The sequence below is a fragment of the Halorubrum sp. B53 genome, from assembly GCF_059752395.1.
In genome coordinates this window covers 44,910-66,266 of sequence record NZ_MWTH01000004.1, presented here as the reverse complement: position 1 = coordinate 66,266, position 21,357 = coordinate 44,910, and the positions used below count along the sequence as shown (strand labels likewise).

Annotated in this window: 23 protein-coding genes and 2 pseudogenes; 6 read left to right on the top strand and 19 right to left on the bottom strand. The window is 57.0% G+C overall.

All coding sequences use genetic code 11. The annotated features are described in order from the left end of the window. Positions 1–160: 160 nt before the first annotated feature. Positions 161–1,495, bottom strand: coding sequence for a permease (locus B4V06_RS03090; RefSeq protein WP_498167377.1), 1,335 nt, complete (start codon positions 1,493–1,495; stop codon positions 161–163). Between the two features lie 181 nt (positions 1,496–1,676). On the opposite strand from B4V06_RS03090, the gene B4V06_RS03085 reads away from it, so the two are divergent. The 4 genes from B4V06_RS03085 to B4V06_RS03070 all read left to right on the top strand — a co-directional run bounded on the left by B4V06_RS03085 (position 1,677) and on the right by B4V06_RS03070 (position 4,233). Continuing rightward, entirely contained in the window at positions 1,677–1,976 is a 300-nt protein-coding gene (locus B4V06_RS03085) for a hypothetical protein (protein WP_498167375.1), read from the top strand. After that, positions 1,973–2,272 carry a hypothetical protein gene (locus B4V06_RS03080; protein WP_498167372.1) on the top strand — a complete coding sequence of 100 codons (300 nt, stop codon included), beginning with the start codon at positions 1,973–1,975 and terminating at the stop codon, positions 2,270–2,272. Before B4V06_RS03085 ends, B4V06_RS03080 begins: the two co-directional genes overlap by 4 nt. 92 nt (positions 2,273–2,364) lie before the next feature. Further along, the gene (locus tag B4V06_RS03075; protein WP_498167369.1) at positions 2,365–3,663 is read left to right on the top strand and encodes an APC family permease; all 1,299 of its coding nucleotides are present in this window, start codon (positions 2,365–2,367) and stop codon (positions 3,661–3,663) included. 57 nt (positions 3,664–3,720) lie between these two features. Further along, positions 3,721–4,233 (top strand): metal-dependent hydrolase, encoded by a 513-nt coding sequence (locus tag B4V06_RS03070; RefSeq protein WP_487331468.1) that lies wholly within the window; start codon positions 3,721–3,723, stop codon positions 4,231–4,233. 23 nt (positions 4,234–4,256) lie between these two features. On the opposite strand, the gene B4V06_RS03065 is transcribed toward B4V06_RS03070, so the two are convergent. From B4V06_RS03065 to B4V06_RS03040, 6 genes and pseudogenes are all read right to left on the bottom strand, one after another. Then, entirely contained in the window at positions 4,257–4,565 is a 309-nt protein-coding gene (locus tag B4V06_RS03065; protein ID WP_498167366.1) for a plastocyanin/azurin family copper-binding protein, read from the bottom strand. 113 nt (positions 4,566–4,678) lie between these two features. Beyond that, the gene (locus B4V06_RS03060; protein WP_498167363.1) at positions 4,679–5,377 is read right to left on the bottom strand and encodes a DUF1405 domain-containing protein; all 699 of its coding nucleotides are present in this window, start codon (positions 5,375–5,377) and stop codon (positions 4,679–4,681) included. A 185-nt stretch (positions 5,378–5,562) separates the two neighbouring features. After that, positions 5,563–5,979 (bottom strand): DUF411 domain-containing protein, encoded by a 417-nt coding sequence (locus B4V06_RS03055; protein WP_498167360.1) that lies wholly within the window; start codon positions 5,977–5,979, stop codon positions 5,563–5,565. A 74-nt stretch (positions 5,980–6,053) separates the two neighbouring features. Further along, positions 6,054–6,554 carry a halocyanin domain-containing protein gene (locus B4V06_RS03050; protein ID WP_498167358.1) on the bottom strand — a complete coding sequence of 167 codons (501 nt, stop codon included), beginning with the start codon at positions 6,552–6,554 and terminating at the stop codon, positions 6,054–6,056. A gap of 141 nt (positions 6,555–6,695) precedes the next feature. Then, positions 6,696–7,306: pseudogene (locus tag B4V06_RS03045) on the bottom strand (IS1595 family transposase); the annotation flags it as partial. Between the two features lie 14 nt (positions 7,307–7,320). Continuing rightward, positions 7,321–8,598 (bottom strand): annotated as a pseudogene (locus B4V06_RS03040) (IS4 family transposase). 295 nt (positions 8,599–8,893) lie between these two features. Here B4V06_RS03040 and B4V06_RS03035 point away from each other — a divergent pair. Continuing rightward, entirely contained in the window at positions 8,894–9,892 is a 999-nt protein-coding gene (locus tag B4V06_RS03035; protein WP_158589919.1) for a universal stress protein, read from the top strand. Between the two features lie 95 nt (positions 9,893–9,987). On the opposite strand, the gene B4V06_RS03030 is transcribed toward B4V06_RS03035, so the two are convergent. From B4V06_RS03030 to B4V06_RS02980, 11 genes are all read right to left on the bottom strand, one after another. Then, complete coding sequence (locus B4V06_RS03030) at positions 9,988–11,181, bottom strand: NAD(P)/FAD-dependent oxidoreductase (protein WP_498167354.1); 1,194 nt, start codon at positions 11,179–11,181, stop codon at positions 9,988–9,990. Between the two features lie 169 nt (positions 11,182–11,350). After that, positions 11,351–12,046 carry a methyltransferase family protein gene (locus B4V06_RS03025; protein WP_199708864.1) on the bottom strand — a complete coding sequence of 232 codons (696 nt, stop codon included), beginning with the start codon at positions 12,044–12,046 and terminating at the stop codon, positions 11,351–11,353. After that, a complete protein-coding gene (locus tag B4V06_RS03020) occupies positions 12,040–12,366 on the bottom strand; it encodes a heavy-metal-associated domain-containing protein (protein WP_119712909.1) in 327 nt (108 codons plus the stop codon). The genes B4V06_RS03025 and B4V06_RS03020 overlap by 7 nt, the downstream gene beginning before the upstream one ends. A 50-nt stretch (positions 12,367–12,416) precedes the next feature. Next, a complete protein-coding gene (locus B4V06_RS03015) occupies positions 12,417–15,011 on the bottom strand; it encodes a heavy metal translocating P-type ATPase (RefSeq protein ID WP_498167349.1) in 2,595 nt (864 codons plus the stop codon). 125 nt (positions 15,012–15,136) lie between these two features. Then, a complete protein-coding gene (gene nuoK, locus B4V06_RS03010) occupies positions 15,137–15,439 on the bottom strand; it encodes an NADH-quinone oxidoreductase subunit NuoK (RefSeq protein ID WP_498167346.1) in 303 nt (100 codons plus the stop codon). Positions 15,440–15,567: 128 nt separating this feature from the next. Then, positions 15,568–15,858 carry an NADH-quinone oxidoreductase subunit J gene (locus B4V06_RS03005; RefSeq protein ID WP_498167473.1) on the bottom strand — a complete coding sequence of 97 codons (291 nt, stop codon included), beginning with the start codon at positions 15,856–15,858 and terminating at the stop codon, positions 15,568–15,570. A 207-nt stretch (positions 15,859–16,065) separates the two neighbouring features. Continuing rightward, positions 16,066–16,629: a TATA-box-binding protein gene (locus B4V06_RS03000; protein ID WP_498167344.1), complete on the bottom strand. Its 564-nt coding sequence runs from the start codon at positions 16,627–16,629 to the stop codon at positions 16,066–16,068. A gap of 89 nt (positions 16,630–16,718) precedes the next feature. Beyond that, positions 16,719–17,384 (bottom strand): plastocyanin/azurin family copper-binding protein, encoded by a 666-nt coding sequence (locus B4V06_RS02995; RefSeq protein ID WP_498167341.1) that lies wholly within the window; start codon positions 17,382–17,384, stop codon positions 16,719–16,721. Next, positions 17,381–18,367 carry a transcription initiation factor IIB gene (locus B4V06_RS02990; RefSeq protein ID WP_498167339.1) on the bottom strand — a complete coding sequence of 329 codons (987 nt, stop codon included), beginning with the start codon at positions 18,365–18,367 and terminating at the stop codon, positions 17,381–17,383. The genes B4V06_RS02995 and B4V06_RS02990 overlap by 4 nt, the downstream gene beginning before the upstream one ends. 53 nt (positions 18,368–18,420) lie before the next feature. Beyond that, the gene (locus B4V06_RS02985) at positions 18,421–18,618 is read right to left on the bottom strand and encodes a heavy-metal-associated domain-containing protein (protein ID WP_498167336.1); all 198 of its coding nucleotides are present in this window, start codon (positions 18,616–18,618) and stop codon (positions 18,421–18,423) included. 165 nt (positions 18,619–18,783) lie between these two features. Continuing rightward, a complete protein-coding gene (locus tag B4V06_RS02980) occupies positions 18,784–19,110 on the bottom strand; it encodes a DUF63 family protein (protein WP_498167334.1) in 327 nt (108 codons plus the stop codon). 79 nt (positions 19,111–19,189) lie between these two features. Between B4V06_RS02980 and B4V06_RS02975 the strand changes: the two genes are divergently transcribed. Next, positions 19,190–20,185, top strand: coding sequence for a universal stress protein (locus B4V06_RS02975; RefSeq protein WP_142980866.1), 996 nt, complete (start codon positions 19,190–19,192; stop codon positions 20,183–20,185). On the opposite strand, the gene B4V06_RS02970 is transcribed toward B4V06_RS02975, so the two are convergent. Then, positions 20,174–21,349 (bottom strand): NAD(P)/FAD-dependent oxidoreductase, encoded by a 1,176-nt coding sequence (locus B4V06_RS02970; protein ID WP_142980867.1) that lies wholly within the window; start codon positions 21,347–21,349, stop codon positions 20,174–20,176. The genes B4V06_RS02975 and B4V06_RS02970 overlap by 12 nt on opposite strands. Between the last annotated feature and the right edge of the window lie 8 nt (positions 21,350–21,357).

Sequence of the window (21,357 nt, the reverse complement as noted above, 5' to 3'; positions counted from 1 at the left end):
ACCGCTCTGGAATGAATGGTATTCGTATCGAAACTGTGGTTGGGCAGTGGAAGGGAGTCAGGGATTAATTGCCCGACACCGTAGATGTTCCTTGTCTGTGTCGTCGAATTATTGATAGACGAAATTCAGATTGTGAACTACGTGAGCAGGTAGATACCCGTCAGTCCGTCATTGCCGCATGTCTCTCGTCACCGCGTTCCCCACCAGCCACCGAATCCTGTTTGTGGAGCCAGTAGAGGAACGCGAAGAACGCCGTCGCGAGGACGTTCAACACGAGCTTGTAGTTGAGCTCGATGGACACTTCGGCGATCTGCGCGGAGGCTCGTGAGGGGATGAGGCCCAGGCCCAGGAACAGGAAGTGGACCACGAACCCGGCGATAACGGCGGTGACGAAGATCATCAGACTGAGTACCGCCGCGAAGGTCGTCCCGTAGTACTCGTCGTAGGCTTTCATGATCGGCGGGACGATGAGGTCCGCGAAGATGTACGAGAGCACCGACCCGAAGGGGAGCCCGCGCGTCCAGAGGACGGTCCCGAACGGGACGTTCCCGACCGAACAGACGAAGGTGACGACGCCGATGATCGCACCCAGCGCGGCCGTCCAGAGGACGTACACCGGCAAACCGAATACGGCGCCAGAGAAGACGCTCGTCCAGACGGCTTCGGGGATGAACCCGGCAATGAGGCCGGCGAAAATGAACCCGATAGCGATCTCGTCCCACAGCATCGCCCACTCCTTCCACTGTTTGTCCGCGAGCGATTTCCACCCGGACCACGAGGTCGCCTTTTCCGGAATCGACGTGTTCGCTTCCTCCGGGTCGAAGGAGTCCTTGCAGGACTGCGAGCAGAAGTAATACGTCTGGCCCTCGTGCTCGATGGAGTAGTCGGTCTCCTCAGGATCGACCTCCATCCCACAGACCGGGTCCTGTACCGTGATGCCCTCGTCGTCGGTGACGTTCTCGCGTGCTTCATCGAGGATCTTGTCGGGGACGACGTAGACGAAACCGACCGACATCAGGACGATGAGGAGCAGTCCACCGACCACGTCGGCAAGCAGGAACTCCCAACCCAGCAGCAGCCAGATGACGATGCCGATCTCGATGACAAGGTTCGTCGAGGCAAACTGGAACGCCGCCAGCGCCGCCGCAGCCGACGCCCCCTTCTTGTAGAGGTTCTTCGCCGTGGCGATCGCCGAGTACGAACACGACGAGGAGACGAACCCAAAGAACGTCGCGAGGCCGATGGAGCGAGGCCCGTGTCCCTCGAGCAGCTCCGAAATCTGCTGGGTCGAGACCCACGCCTCGACGCCGCCGGCGATGGCGAACCCGATGACGAGCGCCCACCAGGTGATCCACGCCATCGCGGCGGTCGTCGTCGCGGCCTGCCTCGTGCTCTCCACGAAAAACGTCCCGAGCGGTTTCGTCGTCGTGACGATGCCGATGGCGACGGTGATTACGGCGATAACCGAGAGGATCGCGTAATCTGATCTGTCCATTGTCTTGGTGGCCTACATCTAGGGGCTCCTCTCCTAATGCGGTTGTGGCTACATCTGTGGGATATTTCGTTTGTGAGCCTTTGGATACCAGCATCACAACCCTAGCAGAATTTAGAATCAAGGGGTATGCCACTTCGGGTGCGGAGTAATTGACTTGTGGCTGGCTGGGGAGGATAGTCGTATGCTTACGTCCTACAGCGAACTTCTCTTGACGGGTATCATTCTCGCGAGCACCGCGTACACGGTGAGCAAAACGCCCGCTATCTGGCACCAGTACGAGGGAATATATGGGTACCTACTCGTTGGCGTACCGCTCGTTGGGTTACTGTTCGGGATCGCCCATCTCGGGATGCTCACGCCGCTTCCGCATGGCCTGCTCGCTGCAGTGGAAACCGGTGCTCTCCTTAGTCTCGTGGCCGTACTCGGCGCACTCGGATACATTCACCCGCGCCTTAGATATTCCGAGGGAGACCCCCGATGACGGCACTCCTGTTCTCGTTACTCTCGGCAGTCGTCGCTAGTGGGCTTGCGTTCCTTTGTTACATCCTGCTCTACGGGGACACCGTGTTGGTGATTCAGCGCCCGTTCTTTTTCAGAATCGGCGTTGGAGCGCTCTGTGCTGCCGTCCTCGGGGCGAGTGCGGTAGTGGTCGGCTGGGTTCCGACACATCTTCTTCACGCTATCTTCGCAGTATCAATCGCTGCGGCGGTCCGGACAGTCCATAACGGTCTCCATCCGGACACTGAAGCGTGGTTCTACTCGCTCTTCGGAACCTGAGCATCGAAGCAGACGATTTCTACTCCCCGGGCTGAGGTGGTTTGGATTCGTAACGACAAGACGTCTAAAGATGGCACCCCAACGGAGAGACGATGAGCGAGAAGCTGGGCCTTCTCGGTGCAGTCTCGATTGCGCTCGGGGGTATGATCGGGGGTGGGATCTTCGCCGTACTTGGCGTCGTTGCGGAAATGTCGGGGCCTGCGGCGTGGCTCGCCTTTACCGGCGGCGGTGTCGTCGCGTTCTGCGCTGGCTACTCGTACGTTCGTCTCCAGCGGCTTGGCGACGTGTCCGGCGGCTCGGTCAGTTTCTTACAGGAGTTCGGTGAGTCGACGACGGTCGCTGGGATGGTCGGTTGGACGCTTCTGTTCGGCTATATCGGGTCGATGGGAATGTACGCGTTCGCGTTCGGTAGTTTTGCGACGAAACTCCTCGGCGTCGAAACAGCCCTCGGGGTTCCACTCCGCCCCGTCGTGTCGGTTCTCAGCGTCCTGGGGTTTGTACTACTGAACGTCCTCGGTGCCCGGGCGAGTGGCGTGACCGAGGTGCTCCTCGTCGCGGCAAAGGTTGGGATTCTCCTCATTTTCGGTGTGTGGGGGTTCTATTTTGGAGCGCGGACAGGACAGCTGACGACCGGGTTCTCCTCCGTCGCGACGGGCGGGTTGCTCATGTCCGCTGCCCTCTCGTTCGTCGCCTTTCAGGGCTGGCAGCTACTCTTTTACGACGAGGGAAGTCTTCGGAACGCTCGGACGACCATTCCGCAGGCGATCTATCTCTCAATTCCCGCGTCTCTCGGGCTGTACGTCCTCGTAGCAGTCGTCACGACGGGTCTGCTTCAGCCCGAAACGATCGCCGCGAACCCCGAGGTGTCACTCGCCATCGCGGCCGAACCGTTCATGGGGCAGATGGGGTTCATCCTCATTTCCGTGGCGGCGCTGTTCTCGACTGGGAGCGCGATCAACGCCACGCTGTTCTCGGCGGCCCACTTTGCGACGGGAATGCTTGAAGACGACCTACTTCCTGACCGGATCGGAGATGCCGATGCCGACGGTGCTCCTACGCGAACACTTCTCATCTTGGGCCTGATAACGGCCGCGTTCACCGCCTACGGTAGTCTTCAGGGAATCACGTCGTTCGCGTCGCTTGCCTTCATCACTGTCTTTGGGTCGATGAGTTTCCTCGCGTTCAGGCATCGAGCGGGGCTTCGAACAGGTATCCTCCCCGCCGTCGGCGTGGTGGGTGCAGTACTGTTCTTCCCGTCGTTAGTGTACCACCTCGCCGTGATGGAACCCGCCGTCTTTAGTGTGGTTCTCGTTGTGACGGTCGTCCTCCTGGGACTGGAAATCATCTACTTCGAGCGCGAGACTATTCGCTCCGAAATCGATGGCGTGTGATGCTGACGGGGCAGCAGTGCGTGAACGGTTTACGTAACCTGGACAGTATTGTCGAGTGTGCTCTTTTGGGTCCACGCTGCAGTCGCGTATCTCGTTTACCGAGGCATTTCTGGTGGCCCTACTGACCGATGTGACGATGTCCCGATCATCGCCCTGTTCGGAGGCGCGTTGCTCCCGGATCTCGTCGACAAACCACTCGCGTTTGTACTTCCATCGCTCCCGAGTCGGTCGGTCGCGCACTCAGTGTTCGCCGCGGCACTCGTCGTCCTGATTGTCTTCTACGTCACGAAACACAGAGACCGGTGGGAGGTCGGCGCGGCGTACGCGCTCGGATATGGATCACACCTCGCTGCGGACCTCGTGGATTACCTGTTCGTCCCCGGGGAGACGCTACTGTTTCTGTTCTGGCCGGTCGTAACTGATTATCACCATGTCGAGACGATCGGAGACCTGCTCGCGCTGGTGTCTCCGACCCCGTATGTACTCGGACAAACCGTCGTCACGATACTGGGGCTCTGGCTATGGATGGCCGATGGAATGCCGGGATACCCATCGATCCACCGTCAGTGATCGAGTGAGGTCGAGTCTCGTGGTCATTCGACGATGACACGTCCGACCATCCCGCTTTCCTCGTGTGGCAGGCAGAAATACTGGTACGTCCCCGTGACGTCGAACGTGTAACTGTAGGTTTCGCCTCGTTCGAGAAACCCTCTCGCTGACGTACTCTGCCGGACGGCCTGCTCGGACTCGTAGCCGCCGCTTGCGAAGTACGACGCCTCGTTGGGAATCGCTTCTTCGTATGCCGATGCGGTATGGGGGACTCCACTCTCGTTCACCCAGGTGACCTGCTGACCGGGGTCGATTGCGACTTCGCCCGGATCGAATCGGAGGTCGCCCGTCATCGTGACCGTCGGACCCGACGGGCCGCTACCTCCGAGACAGCCAGCAATCGCGGTTGCCCCGACTGCTAGCACACTCCGGCTCCGGCGAAGTACCGACCGTCGTGAATAGCCGTTCATCGGCGCACCCCTCGTGCGGAGGACTCCTCAGTTGTTTCGAGCTTCTTCACCCGTGTCGCTAGTGCGAGAAACGCCGCGGCGAGCGTCAGCGTCACGGCCGCGGCCGCTGCGAGGTCGTGCGCTCGCACCGAGTGATCGAGTGCGCCGTTGACGAGTTCGGCCCGCAGGAACGTGTGGTGAAACTCCCCGACGAGCGGCGCGAAGTAGTCCACGATGTCGTTGAGGCCGTACCAGACGGTGGTGACGGCGACCGCACCGACCGTGAACTCGGCGTAGCGATAGATCAGGAACGACTGGAGGCTCATCGCGAGATGGCTTACGATGAGGAACCAGTAGAGCCAGGGTTCGATACCGCCCGGTCCGTTGAGAACCAGCTGGACGAACGGCGTCCAGAGACCGAGTTTGATGTTGCCGAAGAAGGCGAGCATATGGAGCCACTCGACGTCGTAATCCAGTTTCCACGCGGCGAGACTGAGCGCGACGAACAGCGTCGCGGCGGGGCTGTCGGGGACGAACGGCCACATCACTATCGGGGTTTGGGCCAGCTGGAAGCGGTAGTACCAGAACCCGAACGCAGTCCCGGCCAGATTAATCGCGACGATGACCCACGCGTACCGAAGTGCGAGGTCCTCGACGCGCTCTGGTAGCGGTGCGAGATAGCTAGGTAGGCGGCTTGAACGTGTTGTCGTGGTCATTCTCGAAACAGGTCACACATTCCGGATTCAGCACCGTGCCGGTTCGTCATGATGATGCCACTGATCAGCATCAGCACCGCGAGGGCGACCATTCCAAGATCCCATCCCGGCGGTTATATTTGATCCCATGCTACTGGCCATTCCGTCATCCATACCGGTCCCCATCCCGCCACCCATTCCCCAGTTCATGCTGGCATTCCTGGTAATACAACCCCGATTATTGCTGGTCGTTCGATTGCCAATTTTTCGATCGCTTCTACTGGGAGATGTCCCTCCAACGCGTAGCCCTCAGTAGTAATCGTGTGGCATGCCCACAGTTCGCGTGGGATGCCTGCGCACTGCTTCGGTTCGGCGTAGTTCTTTTGCTCCACGATATCGAGCCTGTCTACGCCGCGTTCGGTCAAGATATCCGCGTATCCGTGACAGCACGGGCACGACGGCGACGTTACGAGCGTGCCACCGTTTAGCAGGGTAATTGCTGCCTGATTGAGGTTTGGCGAGTTGGTGTCCGTACCAGATGACCCGAGACAACCGGCCACACCGAAAATTCCGATAGCCCCTCCTACTTGGAGAGCATGGCGACGAGTCCATTGTGACGACATGAATAGTTCCGTTTGGACCTATGTACACACGATAGTGTTATTAATTCTCATCGGGCGGGAAACAGAGAGAGTCGCTATTCCACGACGACTGCGCCTTTCTGCTCGAGTGTTCGGTGTGCTATACAATAGTACAAGTAGGTACCTGGCTCATCGAAGGTGTACGTCCAGGTTTCCCCTTCACCTGAAATGAGACTGCTGTCGAACGTCTCGTCTTCGGCCGTGACGCTGTGGCTGTTACTATCGACCCACTCCCAGGTCACGTCCGTGCCGAGGGAAACACGGATCGCCGCCGGATCAAAGACGAACTGTTGGCCGGCACCGTCGACAGCACCATTCCTGACGGTCACTGATCCCTCGTCGGTACGGTCGTCGATTCCGTCGTAGTTCGCAACCTCCGAGAGGTAGTCGGCGACTTCCTGATTCCCGCTGTTGTTGCCGTCGGTTTCTCCGTCAGTGGGCGCGTCCTCACCGTTTCCATCGCTCCCGGTAGCGTCGTCGCCGCCGAGACAGCCAGCGATCGAACCGATCAGCGCCACGCCACTTCCTGCCAGTATTTGCCGCCGTGACATCTCCATAGGGCGAAGGTTGTGTGCTACGTATCTTAAGCGAGTCGTCGATTTGCTGGGCCAGCAAATTGACTCCTCCGATTATGTGTGCTAGCAGTAGAGATACACGTGGTAGTACCATCAACGCTCATGTGTAGCACGTTGTTGATTTCAGAGAGTGGCTGGAACAGCGTGTTTGAGAGCATCTCGTCCCGGTTTACGCAAGAGATCTTGTCGGAGCTGTAATGCTCTGAGATACTGTGTTAGCTTGTCCTTTGAGACGCCTCGATGCGGCGAGAGCCACGCGTCGCTGGTGCGACGGTGGCTCTCGCAAGTGTTGACGTGGATCTCTTCATCAGCGTACTCGCCGTCGCCGTGGACGACGTATTCGCGGTCGGATTCGTCGTCCTCCTCAAGCGGTTCGTACGCTCGAAAGCCGTCGGTATAGACGGTGAGCGACTCCTGCTGGCGGTCGGCCAGCAGGAGTCGAATCGTCGATTCGTCTGCGGCTTTCGCCGGGATCACGTACCGTTGCTTGGTGCCCCGATCGACCAGAATGAACACGGGTAGTTTGTCGTCTTCGTACGTTCCTCGTCCGCGCGTGGACAGGCCACGCGAGCGCGACTCGCGTCGCGCTCGCGACCCTTCTTCCCGGCAGAAACGTACACTTCGTCGATTTCGACAGGTCCTTCCAGTGTAACGGAAGGCGCGTCGAGCGCTCGGGCGAAGCGCTCGACGCGCCGGTGCATCGTCTTGTAGGTGACCTCGATCTCTCGCTGAAGTCATTCGTCTTTAGCTAAGACTCACACCTCGGTTGCGTAGCGGTAGTGAGCGTCTCTTGCAGGATCGGCCGTTGCTGATGGATCTTCTGGGCGTCATCGATCAGCCGTTCCAACAGTGGTGGTGGCGAGTAGCCGAGATACTCACCGAGTTCGTGAAGGACGAGCTGGGCGTGCGACCGGAAGGTCGCCGCCCAGCGTTCCGACGGGAACACGATCTCATCGTCAGCCTGCTCGGTGACCAGATCCAACAGATCACGACTCACTAGCAGTGACAACAACGCCGCGTACAACAGAATTTCCACGACATCCGGGTTGCTCGTGTCGAACTCGTCCAGTTCGTACTGTGTCTTCAGCTTGCGGAACAGCGTTTCTATCTCCCAGCGACACCGATACAGCGTTGCTAGATCCGCGGGTAGAAACTCCTCTCGCGGCAGATTTGTGATGTAGAGATGGTAGTCGTCGGCGTCCGCAACGAGGACGCCGACGACGCGGAACCGCTTCGTGTCCAGTGAGCGCGTCCCCCTCGTACTGACCTCGCTTGAACTCTGTTTCGACCTCCACATCGATGTACTTCCGCGAGAGGTCACCGACCACATCGTAGATCTGCTCGCCTTCCAAGGGAATGGCGCGGCCGCGCCATTCCCGTAATTCCGCCGTTATCACTGGATTTGCGCTCTTCTTCAGCCGACTCACGAAGTAGCCGCCGTTCTCGTCGATCAACGCGAAGCGGCGGTACTTGAAGTACGTTAAATCGAGCAGAACCAACCGCCCTTGCAACCACGAACCAGTCTCGAACAGCGTGCTGTCGTGCGTTTTCTCATCCGTCACGTCGATGTGCGTTCAATCGTCTGATCGGTGGCGTTGTGGAGCAGGTGGAGCGTCGCTCCAGCCTGCTCCTCGTGGCGGGCTTGAAATTCATCGGAGAGGAATTCGTGCAACCGCAACACCGTGCCATCAGCGATCATCACGTCCCTGAATCGGTCGATATCAACGTCCACAGCGCCGGGAACAGCGACCTCGTCGAGCGTAGTCTCGACGAGGTCGCGGAGGTATTCTACGAGCGACGGCGTCAGCCGGTGATAGAAACCGCCAGGAGAGATCGGTTCGTCGGCTGTGGAGTTGTAGCTTCGTCTGAAGCCAGCGAGTGTTCGGCTCTCGCCTGCGGCGAAGCCGAACACGAGCGCCCACACGAGGACGGGAACCTGAAGCTTGCTCTCTCGCTCAACCACGCCGAGTTCCTCGGCGTGCTCTTCGAGGAACTCGGAGGGAAACAGTGTAGTGAGCCGACGCATGAGTCTCAATGAGGAGGCGTCTTGGTGCACACTTGCCGCCTCCTCGTTCCTCTCGAAAAGTAGCCTCGATAAGACGCCGCTGTCACGTGGTTCGTCTCTTAGCTAAAGACGGATGCTTGAGTGTGTAACTGAGTCTCGGAACCACGCCTACCGGACGGGAAATCGGCGGGCTGCACACCTGATTTTCCGAGCTGTCGGGGTTACATCCGGTGTCTAGGCTCTTTCGAATAGGGCGTGCCAGCATTTTCGAATGTTAACAAAAATCCGCTTAAAGCGGGCTCACGTACTAATTACTATGAACACGGCAGACCCAGCTCCATTCGACCACGAGTCGGAATCCACTCCGTACGAGAGCATTCTCATTCCAACAGACGGCGGTAATGCGCTCACTCCCGCGATTCGACACGGCGTCTCACTGGCGCATGCATACGCTGCAACGGTCCATGCGCTACGTATTGTCGAGGACCATTCCCACCTTGGAAAGACTGCAATTCCCTCTACCTCCGAGAAGAACACGTGGGATGAGGCAGCGGCAATAGAACCCGTGATGGATGTAGCCCATACCCTTGGACTGAATGTAATCCCGGGTATCGAACACGGCAGCTCTCCCGATGTCATTCTAGACTACATTGAAGAGAACGATATCGACCTGATGGTCTTGGGAACGCACGGGCGAACTGGACTCACCAGGTACCTACACAGAAGTATTTCCGAGCAGTTGCTTCGGACCGCTCCGGTTCCCGTTCTCACGGTGAAGGAAGATCGATCTGCTCCCTCAGATAGGCGTTCATCTGGTGACCAGACGAGGTACACCGATATCCTCGTGCCTACAGACGGACGCGATGAAGCCTCGGTTGCGCTCGAACATGGAGTAGAAATCGCAAGCCAACATGGCGCCACCGTTCACGGCCTCTTTGTCGTCGATCAACGCACCTACATGAGCCGGCCAGGATTCACGTGGCAAGAAGCAAAGGAGTCGTGGGAACAACGTGGTCGGCGCGTTCTTACGCAGGTGGCGGAGAAAGCGGAGGCGGTACATCTCGATGTCCGAATCACGCTCACCCATGGCAACCCTCGGAAAGAGATTCTCGGATACGCCACCGAGAATGACATCGATTTCATCGCGATGGGAACACAGGGATTGACGGGGGTGAGTCGATTCTTACAGGGGAGTGTAGCAACTGGAGTAGTTCGCACTGCCGACGTTCCGGTTCTCACGACAAACAGTGCTGCAGTCGAACTGAAGCAGTATCCGGTTCACTCGCCTCGCTCATCCTCACCGATAACGGAGTAGCGAACTGCAGTCGCGACGCCCCGTCCCCCAAGGAATCATTGACGACGAGTCGGTGAGAGTCTTTACAGCGTAGCGAGACCAGAGCCTATCGGTTACTACCCCGGGGAGGATGCCAGCCTATTAAACTCCCACTGGTCAGTTGCCGCCGCATAAACGCGTTTGAGAACACTGGGCCTCCCAAAAATCCGGGCGAACAGGACTGGATGTCGTATCAGTCGGGCAAGAACGTCTCGCGGGGAACGATCAACGGCTTCGATATCCATCCCGGAGGCTGCCCGAATCGCTGCCCCAAGGATCTGTGGCTGGCGCGTCTCGATGAAGTACCTCACAACTGTTGCGAGCAGATACTCCGGTTTCATCGTTCGGTACAGGCGGTCTGGATACTCGTGTAACCGTTCGTGCGTAGCCAATTCCGCTGCGAGATACGATGATTGTACGGCCTGGGAAATTCCCTTTCCGGTGAATCGGTTCGCGAGACCGGCAGCGTCACCAACTCGTACGACGGATCGGTCTGGAAGGTAGGTCCGTTTGGGATCTAGACTCGGGCCCTCCGGGATAATCGCGACGTTCGTTCGGTCTCGTGACGGTTCCGGCCATCCATTTCGGTCACACGCCGCCCTGAACGCAGCCACGTAGTCATCAGGACGCTCGCTGAACGTCCACCCGATACCGACGTTGGCTCGTCGTGCTGTCTTCGAAAACGCCCACGCGTAGCCCGTGTAGTTCTCAAGAACGATCTGGCTATTCGGGTAGAGATCCGAAAAGTCGCCCTCCACATCAGCGTTGAGTGCGACGAAGTGCCCCGAATACTCCTCAGTTGTGCCGAGTGCCTTGCTGGAAAGCGATGGCTGGCCGCTGGCATCGACGACGAGGTCATAGTCGGTCGTGAACTCAAGGAACTCGGTTCGCGTGATCGACTGGTTCTCGTAGATATTGACGCCGGTCCGTCCAAGTTGTTCGGCCCACGAGCGTTCGACGACGTTTCGGTCGGTGATATAGGCATCCGATGCGGTGAATTCCCCACTGCCAGTGCAGCTGCGACCTGCGTTAGTGCCATCGTACACCTCGACTTGCATCGCTTGAAGTGGGTTGAGAAATCCGTGGTCTGCTGTCGGTTCAAGCGGTATTGCAGAGACGTTCGTCATTGCTTCTCCACAGTTGACGCGCTTGTCGGTGTAGGACTGCCGCTCGTAGAGGTCGACGTCGAATCCAGCGTTGTGGAACCCGTCGGCAGCTGCCAGCCCTGCTATCGCACCGCCGATTACCGCGACTGTCGAAGACTGGCTCATCGTCTGCTCCCTGACCGAGTCTGTCGTCGGCGCGGAGGTAGTCGATCAGGACTAGGTATCTCTGCACCGACGCACGCGGTGCTGTTGGTTACACGGTTGGCTGTGTCGTCTATCTTGTCATTCGATTCTCGCGATGACTGGGACACTGATTTGTCGAGAGGTGTCGTCTTCATTGATCTGGATCGAATCGCGATTCGCCGACGAACCGCCGCCATTGATCACGTCGAGGTACAAACATCGGAACGTTCCGTTGATACGTTCGATACTCGTTGCCGAACTGATCAAGCATCTCGCGTTCTTCTTTGCGCGCTAACCATGCGAACGTCACGATGACAACCGGAAAGAGACCAACAGAAAATATCGTCGGCCAGTGGATGATACCTTCCCCGAAGAGGGCGATGAACAAGCCGGTGTACTGAGGGTGACGAACAAATCTGTAGAGTCCGTCTGTGGTCAGGCGGTCTTCCTGTCGTGCTCGATAGACCTGTTTCCATCCTTGGATAAAGAACCCGACGCCAATGAACGCCACTGCATAGCCGAGTAGCATCGAGACGATCATCCCGGTTTCACCCACTCCGACCAGCGTCGACCAGAGATTGGCGCTGACGTACGCCCGATCCAGACCGAAGTAACGAACCAGCAGGTAGATCGTCAGGGGGAAGCCAAACATTTCAGCGTACAGTGCGATGATGAATGCCTGAACCACCCCCGCTCCTGCCCACTCGCGCCAGCGCTGTGGTGCGAAGTAGCGATAAAATAGCCACGAGACGACCACGATGGCGATTAGTGCGAGGGCCCACGCGCCAGAGTGACCGAATGCATCGCCCCGTCCCGTGATACCGGCGACCAGCGGCATGGTCACCATACGTCGTCCACGCCGACCTGGCAACACCCTTGCCCGGAATTGGACGGCTTCTCATCGGTACCTGGCTCGCGAACGCCAATACCGTACGACCGATCGTCGGCGTTCGTGAAGAGACACTCCGAGTCACACCTGAAGCTCCTGATCGTCGCTACGATTCGCTCGATCGAGACGGAGTCAGGATCGTATTCGAGCGTCACGGTTTCAGTCTCGAACTCGATCTGTGCGTTACGGACCCCGTGAAGTGCGCCAATCGCTCGTTCGAGCTTCAGAGCGCAGTTCTGGCAGTTCAACCCGTGGATGTCGGCGTGTATCGTTTCCATAGTTATGAGTCGATGTTGCTAGGGATGGTTTGAACTGTGTTCCGGCGTAATCAGCCGGCAATCTGGCGGTAGGCCCACACGAACGGTCGGAACGGCAGATATGTGTACGGTTCGTGGGGATCGTAGCTCCGGAATCCGAGGCTGTTCCCAATCACGGAGAGGCTAGAGAAGACCATCGCCAGCCCCGCCCACGCTGGGTATAGCAGTCCCAGCGAAGCAATCGGAATCATCGTGGCGTTGTAGGCGAACGCCCAGAACAGGTTCTGCCAGACCTTGTTGATGGTGGCGTCGGCAATCCGGATCGCTTTGAGCAAGTCAGCGGGGTCATCGCGCATGAGCGTGATATCTGCACTCTCGATGGCGACGTCCGTACCCGACCCGATCGCCACACCGATGTGTGCAGTCGTCAGTGCCGGTGCGTCGTTAACACCATCACCGACCATCATCGCCCGCGACCCGTCGGCCTGGATCTCATCAACCGTATCGGCTTTGTCTTCCGGCAGGACCTCTGCGCGAACGTTCTCGGGGACGATCCCGAGTTGCTCTGCCACTGCGCGGGCAGTCCGCTCGTTATCCCCCGTGAGCATCAGGACCTCGAGTCCCCGCTTGTGGAGTGCATCGATCGTCTCTTTCGCGCTTTCGCGGATCGTGTCGGCGTTCGCTACCACGCCGAGTAACTCACCGTCGACGGCGACGAGCATGGCCGTCTTGCCCTCGCGTTCCAGCCGCTCCATTGTCGCTTCGACGGGTGAGGGATCGATTCCCTCGTCCCGCATTAACTTCCGGTTACCGACCAGCACGTTTCCTTGTGGGACGGTTGCCCGAATCCCGTGCCCGGGAACGTTTTCGAACTCAGTCGGCTCGTCGAGCCGAACGCCTCGCTCTGTTGCCCCTTCGACGAGCGCCCGAGCGAGTGGATGTTCAGACCCGGATTCGGCACTCGCGGCGACGGCGAGCAGAACCTCCTCGTCGACCGTTCGTTCGACGACGCCACTGTCAGTCGCTTCCGTCCCTCCATCGGCCTTGACGGCCTCGCTGATTGGAATGGCGTCCGTCAAGCGCATGTCACCGTGGGTTAACGTCCCGGTCTTGTCGAGGACGATGGTGTCGATGCCGCGCGCCTTCTCAAGGATGTCTGCCCCTTTGTAGAGAACTCCGTTCTTGGCGCTGATCGTTGAGCCCACCATCGTCGCCATGGGAGTCGCGATACCCATCGCACAGGGACAGGCGATCAGCAGAGCACTCGCGAGCACGATGACCGAGAACTCAAAGACTGGAACGCCCCCAACTACGGGACCACCGCCGACCAGCTCCCACAGCGGAAGCGCTTGGACGAATCCCGTCAACGTATCGGGGAACAGGAACCAAAGAATCGACCAGATGGTGGCATTGACGATCACCGCCGGAACGAACACGCCGGCCACCTTGTCGACGAGGTTCTGGATGTCGGGCTGGCGAGCCTGAGCGTCTTTCACCCGCTGGACGATCTGCTGTAATGCAGTGTCCTTGCCGACCCTCGTTGCTCTCACCTCGAGGACGCCGTTCTCGTTGACCGTGGACCCGATCACTTCATCTCCCGGGCCCTTCTCGACGGGGACGGATTCGCCAGTCACCATCGACTCGTCGACGGCGCTCTGACCCCCGACGACCTCGCCGTCCGTCGGGACTCGCTCCCCGGGACGAATCTTCATCACGTCACCAACTTCGACCTGATCGACGGGAATGACGGCTTCCTCGCCGTCACGGATGACGGTTGCTTCGTCGGCCTCCATCTCGAGGAGTTCGCGCAATGCGTCGCCGGCTTGCGCTTTCGAGCGCGCCTCGAGGTAGTTGCCGAACATGATAAACCAGAGAATGATGGCGACGGCTTCGTAGAACACGTCGCCGGTGATGAAACCGAACGTAACGGCCACACTGTACCAGTAGCCAGCGGACGTCCCTACGGCCACCAGTGTGTCCATGTTGGCCCGACGACTGTTCTTGAACGCTTTGTACGCCCCACGAACGAACACGCGTCCCAGCACGACGTACACCGGCGTGACGAGAGCGAATTCCCAGAAGTCCGTTGAGATCCCGAAGATCTCCTCGGGGAGGAACGGGACGTAATAGTCAGTCATCACCGCCAAGAAGGGCAAGACGAACGGGAGTGTGTACGTGATGAGCCGCCAGTACTTGCGCAGCTCCCGTTTAGCTGCCTCCTCACGCTGCTTACTCAGGTCGGCGCCGTCCCCTTCTGCGCGGACAGGGTCGTAACCGGCGCCCTCAATGGCGTCGTAGATGTCGTCGAGCGACGCGTGGGCTGGGTTGAATTCGACGGTCGCCTCATCGGTCGCGAAATTGACGGAGGCGGTAATGACGCCGGGGACAGTTTCGATGGCCGTCTCGTTCGTCTCGACGCACGTCGCGCACGTCATCCCCATGATCGAGACAGTCGCAGTTACCTTCTCTGGCGTGTATCCCGAATCCTCAATTGCCTTGTAGATTGTTGCAAGGGATACGTCGTCCGGATCGTACTCAAGGGTAGCTTCGTCGGTCGCGAAGTTGACGTCGATCGAGTCTACACCATCGAGTTTGGTGACGGCATCCTCAATTGTCGAGGCGCACGTCGCACAAGACATCCCCTGGATCGCTAAATTGGATTTCACGTCAATATCACCATAGTCTATCTATGAGGGGCTATTTCAAGCGATTTTCTCTTTAGACAGTCTGGTTTTCAGCATGGCCATTTCTTTACATCGAAGGCGAAGATGTCAGAAATCATTCGTTTGAGTTACCAGCGCATCGTTGCTGCCTTGGTAACATCGACATCCTTGAAGTTCCGATACAGAACCAGAATAATTCCGAGGCCGACAGCAACCTCTGCAGCAGCAAGGGCAATGACGAAGAGGCTGAACGTCTGGCCGGTGAGATTCCCCCACTGGTACGAGAACGCCACGAAATTGATGTTCGCCGCGTTGAGCATCAGTTCGACGGACATCAGGAACATCAACGCGTTGCGGCGGGTCAATATTCCGAATAACCCGATGCTGAATAAGCCCGCCGAGAGTAGGAGATAGTATTGGATCGCGACCATCTCACATTTCCCTCCGCGAGCCCGATGGTGGCGTGTATCGACCAGATGTCATCGACCAGTTCCGGACTGAAACTGCGAGATTTCTATTACAGCCGATACGACGTTGTTTGCTTCTAACGGACTGATTGTCAATCATCGTCAGTAGTACCTCCAGGGGTGGTTTCAGGTGTGGGCTGACGGCGTGTGAGCATCACCGCGAAACTAATCAAGATGAGTACACCCCCCACGTAGACCAGCACCTGCATTGCGGCGACGAATTCGGCTTGTAGCATCACATAGTGCACTGCAACACTCAGAAGTGTCACACCCATTAGTAACGCAGAGTGCCACATATCTTCGACGAGAACCATTGCAAGGGCACTCCCCAGTGTGATCAAAGCAAAGAACACGAAGACAGCCAGTTCCAGATGTTGCGTCATTGGTTTAATGCCCTCCCGCCTTTTGCGATCTCCAATACACTCCACATCGAGCAGATGATTCACTTCGGCGCAACAAGTCTTTAAAACGTAGTACTGCTGACCCTAATCGCGGCACACGTTCGTGTTGTGATCGTTCAGGTTCTGTGCGTTGAGTACCGTATCGGTGCCGTGTTGGGTGATAGACGACGGCCATGTATTGTGCGTGTCTCATCGGTTGATAAGGTCTACTTCTTGCAATTGTGACTGCACTGTTTCGAGTGCTGTTTTCGCATTTTCAATACTTTTTGCGCCCGTAATCACGGCCTTACCGCTGCCGAACATCAGCACAACCACGTCTGGTGGTGAGACTCGATAGACGAGGCCCGGGAACTGTTCGGGTTCGTATTCGATATTTTTGAGACCGAGACCGATAGCAATTGCATTGAGATTTAATTGCTGTCCGAGATCACCGCTCAATACCATATTCTGTACGGTTATTTCGGGATCTGCGTCGACCTCCACTCCGAGTTCTCGCAGTTCGTCAAAGACAATAGTTAATGCTCGATGAACGTTTTCAACGCTCTTTGCACCGGTACAGACGGCTTTTCCAGAGCGGAAAATGAGCGTCGCGGCTTTCGGGGATTGAATGCGAAAGACGAGTCCCGGGAAATGTTCTGGATTGTACTCAGAGGTAGACAGATCGTCCGCCAACTCCTCCAGATGTAACTCTTGCCCGAGTTCGGTCGAGGCAACCACGTTCTGTATTTCGAGGGTTTCTTTGGGATCAGTCATATGTGGTCGAACACTGCCTAAATGTACCGGGACTGATACCGTGGATAAACCACGGCTGCGATGTGGGCTGAGGCGACTCGGTAGACTTTCTACTCGGGTCCATAGTCACCACCGTATTTGAGGAAGAAGTACGTCAACCCGAGTACCGACACCATGGCGGTCGCTGTTGCGATTCCCAGCATCTTCGCACTATCCGGAACTTCCAGGGCGGGCCGACCCCCACCCCCTCCGCCATCGCCACCTCCACTACCGCCACTACCGCCACCACCGCCACTACTTCCTGTGAAGGGGAACGCAACGGATCCCTGCTCGACAATGGTCTGACTGTCTGGCATTTGTCCGCTCGGTGGACTGTTCGGGATGTCACTTTCTGTTGCCGGTCCGCCGGGGCTGCCAACGACGATCCGACCGACCTGTCCTAACGATACGTGAGCGGAACAGAAGTAATCGTATGTCCCCTCGACTTCGAACGTGTGTTCGAACGTCTCTCCTTCGTCGAGTAACCCGCTGTCCCAGGGATCTGCATCGCTTGGGATGCGGTCCTCGTAGGCGGTTGAGGAGTGTGGGGCCGCCGCTCCCATCTCGAAGGTTACGGTCTCACCCGGTTCGACGAACAGGCCTACTGGGTCCATGAAGAAGTCTCCCCCCTCCATGGTAATCTGGACTGTCTTGGCTTCCTGTGCGGCTGTCGGCTGTGCGAGAGTACTCGCCGCTGCGAGTCCTCCCGCTGTTTGCAGAAACGTTCGTCTTTTCATGACTCTAGTTGGTTTGGATCCGCATCATCGGCAATTTCGAGCAGCTCTTGATAGCGATTTCTGATTGTGACTTTGCTCACATTGGTTACCTCGCTCGCGTCGGCTTGGGTGAGACTGTCCTCCGTACGTCTCGTTGCTGCATAAATCGCGGCTGCCGCAAGTCCAACCGGGCTTTTCCCACTCAATGCGTCCTGCTCTGCCGCCACTTCAAGGAGGTGTCTGGCACGAGTTTCGGTTTCGACCGAAACCTCACAGTCGGATGCAAATCGTGGGAGGTAGTCGGTTGGATCGTCCGGCGCAATCCCCAACGCGAGTTCGCGAGCGACGTATCGATAGGTTCGCGCAAGTTCGCTCTTGTCGATGCGGCTGACCGCAGCCACCTCATCGAGACTCCTGGGCGTGTTCGCTTGCCGAGCTGCGGCATACAATGCACTAGCACCAATCCCTTCGATCGATCGTCCTCGAAGTAGGTCTTTCTCGAGGGCACGGCGGTAAATCACGCTCGCAGTCTCACGAATCGAGGTGGGTAGATCGAGTGCGGATGCCATTCGGTCGATCTCGCCGAGCGCCTGCTTGAGATTCCGTTCCTTGCTATCCCGCGTGCGAAAGCGTTCGTCCCAGGTTCGGAGTCGCTGGAATTTCTGCTGTTGGCGTTTGCTCAACGCGTTTCCGTACGTATCTTCGTCACGCCAGCCGATCATCGTCGAGAGTCCCTTGTCGTGGAGGGTGTTCGTTACGGGAGCACCGACACGGGACTTCTGCGAAGTCTCGCGTTCAGTGAACGCTCGCCATTCGGGCCCTCTGTCGATGTTCGACTCTTCGAGTACCAACCCGCATGCGTCACAATGGTACTCCCCTTTATCCTCGGAATAGATGACCGTTCCATCACACTCGACACATGTGGAGCGGTGCGTAGGGGATGTTTCTGCTTCGGATTCCGAGTGCCACCGGATGGATGTGGGTGCTGTGTTCGGGGGTATCATTGGCGGATATCGTGTCTGGATCGGAGACTCGGCGGGCGCTCGCTATCGACTGTTTAGCCGACAACGGAGTAGCCAGCGTCTTCCACGGCCTGCCGAAGGTTCTCGAGATCGGTATCACCGTCAATCGTTGCGGTATCAGTCGCTCGGTCGGTCGTCGCACGTTCGACTCCTGATACGCCTTCGAGTGCTTCTCGAACGGTCTGTTCGCATCCGTCGCAGGTCATTCCTTTGACAGTGATCTGGAGACTCATCGTCGTCATATCATACACCTTCTTCTTTCACGTGAGTTTCTATTATAATACGACAGAATTGGGCGGTGTGTTCTTTGAAGAATGCTGCTTTACTACCGTGTGATTCGTTGAATCGAATGTCCGACTGCAGAGCTAGAAACTACGGCAGTCGCATCCATCTCTTTGTCAGACTCCGAGCATCATCCGAATCGATCCACGAACACCCATCGGAAGACCGACGGCCATCGCGACGAACGCGATAAGCCACCACCACGTGTAGTCCATCTCTCCCTCGCCGTCTGCGAGGATCCATACGACAGCCGTCACGGCAATCAGCTTCAGGACGAACGTCGAGCCAGCGAAGCCGGTGATATTCTCGCGAAAATATGATTCATACTGCTCGCAGCAGCTACATTCTGATGAGCTAAGACACGTCAGTCCTACACTCTCGCCCCCTGTTTTCTTTCGAAACGGGAGTGATCCAGCAAGGGCTACGCGCGGTGACCCTCTCAAATCACTATCCCAGAGACCATTTGGCCGGTTTCGATTCTTAACAGAAAGCGCGGTAAATCATCGTTACGTATAGATATGTATGAGCTCCCCACGCCGTCTAGAAGTTCGAGAAGGTCCGGACATCAACCAGTACAACCAGATCCTCATTCCACTCTACGGAGTTGATGTAGTGGATTCAGTGGTCCAATATGGTCTATCACTTGCGGAAATGTATGATGCGGCTCTCCACGTATTATCTATTCAAGATGAGGAACGCACGGAGGTGGAATCCGACCAAGTCACTAAACAAGAGGAGTGGGACGCAGCAGCGGTAATTGAACCCGTGGTGGATCAGGCCCACTCGCTCGGGCTCAATGTGATACCAGCAGTGGATTGTGGGCACTCTCCAGGTGTTATTCGGGAGTACGCTGAAGAGAATGATATTGATTTGCTTGTTCACCAGAAACCTAAACAGACTAGATTAGCACGAATTCTCCGGAGAGATGTCTCCAGCCAGATCATTCAAAATATCTCTCTTCCTGTCTTGACGATACCTGATAGGGATCCACCTGATCCGGTTGGAGAGTTATCTACTAGCCAGTTCACAGACATTCTCGTGCCCACGGATGGATATGATGAGGCATCTGTGGCTTTCAAACATGGGCTACAAATTGCTAAACGGTATGATGCGACCCTACATGGACTTCTTGTTATTTCCGAACAGTCCTATTCGAGTCGGCCTGGATTCACGTGGGAGGAAGTTACTGACTCTTGGGAACAGCGGGGAACTCGGCTCTTGGAGGACATTACGGAGAAGGCAGCGACCTTAGACGTTCCTGTCCGAACTACGTTGAGTTATGGTCAAGCTCAACAGGAGATTCTCAAATATACTGAGGTGAATGGCATCGACCTTGTTACAATGGGGACACGAGGATTGACTGGTATTCGCCGACTGTTACAGGGAAGTGTCGCAGCTCAAGTGATCGAGGAAGCAGATTACCCCGTTCTGACGATTAACCGCAGGACAGCTGAATTGAAAAAGCACCCGTATACTTTTTGTCGGAAGTCCAAACAGAACAGGAAGTCAATCAATTAATTCCCACTGGTTGGTCATTCCTCCATAGACACGGTTTAAAACTCGTCGTCTCGAGAAAATACGGGCAAATAAAACAGGGTGGCGGAGGAGACGCAGTAGAACTGTACTCGGAGACCGGTCAACGTCTTCAATATCGATCCCGGCAGCGGCACGAATTGCTGCTCCCAGAACCTTGGGATTACGAGTTTCAAGAAAGTATCTCACAACTGTGGCGAAAATGTACTCCGTTTTCATCCTCTGATATAATCTGTCAGGATAACTGTGTAATTGGCCTCTGTTAGCCAGCTCTGCGGCCAAGAATCCGGATTCAACGGCCTGTGAGATCCCCTTTCCGGTGAGTCGGTTTGCGATACCTGCAGCATCACCCACTCGTACGACGGAATGCTCCGGTAGATGGGTTCTGTCGGGATCAAGGCTTGGTCCCTCGGGAATGATTGCGACGTTCGTCCGTTCCTGCGACGGGACTGCCCACCCATTCCGCTTACAGGCTTCCCTCAATGCCTTCATATAATCACTAGGCCGGTCACTGACCGTCCAGCCGATACCAACGTTGGCTCGTTGCGATGTCTTCGGGAATGCCCACGAGTACCCTGTATAGTTCTCCAGAATTATCCGGCTGTTCGGGTACAACTCGGTGAAGTCCCCTTCGACATCACTGTTAAGCGCTACCATATATCCTGAATACTCGTTGGTTGTTCCGAGCGCTTTACTAGAGAGTGATGGCTGACCGGTTGCATCAACGACGAGATCATACTCATCGGTGAACTCGTGGAAATCTGTCCGTGTGATAGACTGGTTTTCGTGGATGTCAACACCCTTCTCTGAGAGTTGTTCTGCCCAGGACTGCTCAACGACATTTCGGTCCGTTATATATGTATCCGCAGCAGGAAAGGTGCCGGCTCCAGTGCGGTGGCGATCGGCGTCGATTCCGTCATACACCTCCACTTCCATCGCTGGCAGCGGATTGAGAAAGCCGTTCTCTACAGTCGGCTCGAGTGGGATCTTCGATACCGCTGTCATCGCTTCTCCGCAATTAACGCGTTTGCTATCGTAGGACTGCCGCTCATATAGTTCGACGTCGAACCCAGCGTCGTCAAATCCAGCAGCTGCTGCAAGCCCGGCCATCCCTCCACCTATTATCGCAATTCTGCATGTTCGAGTCATCGGTTTGT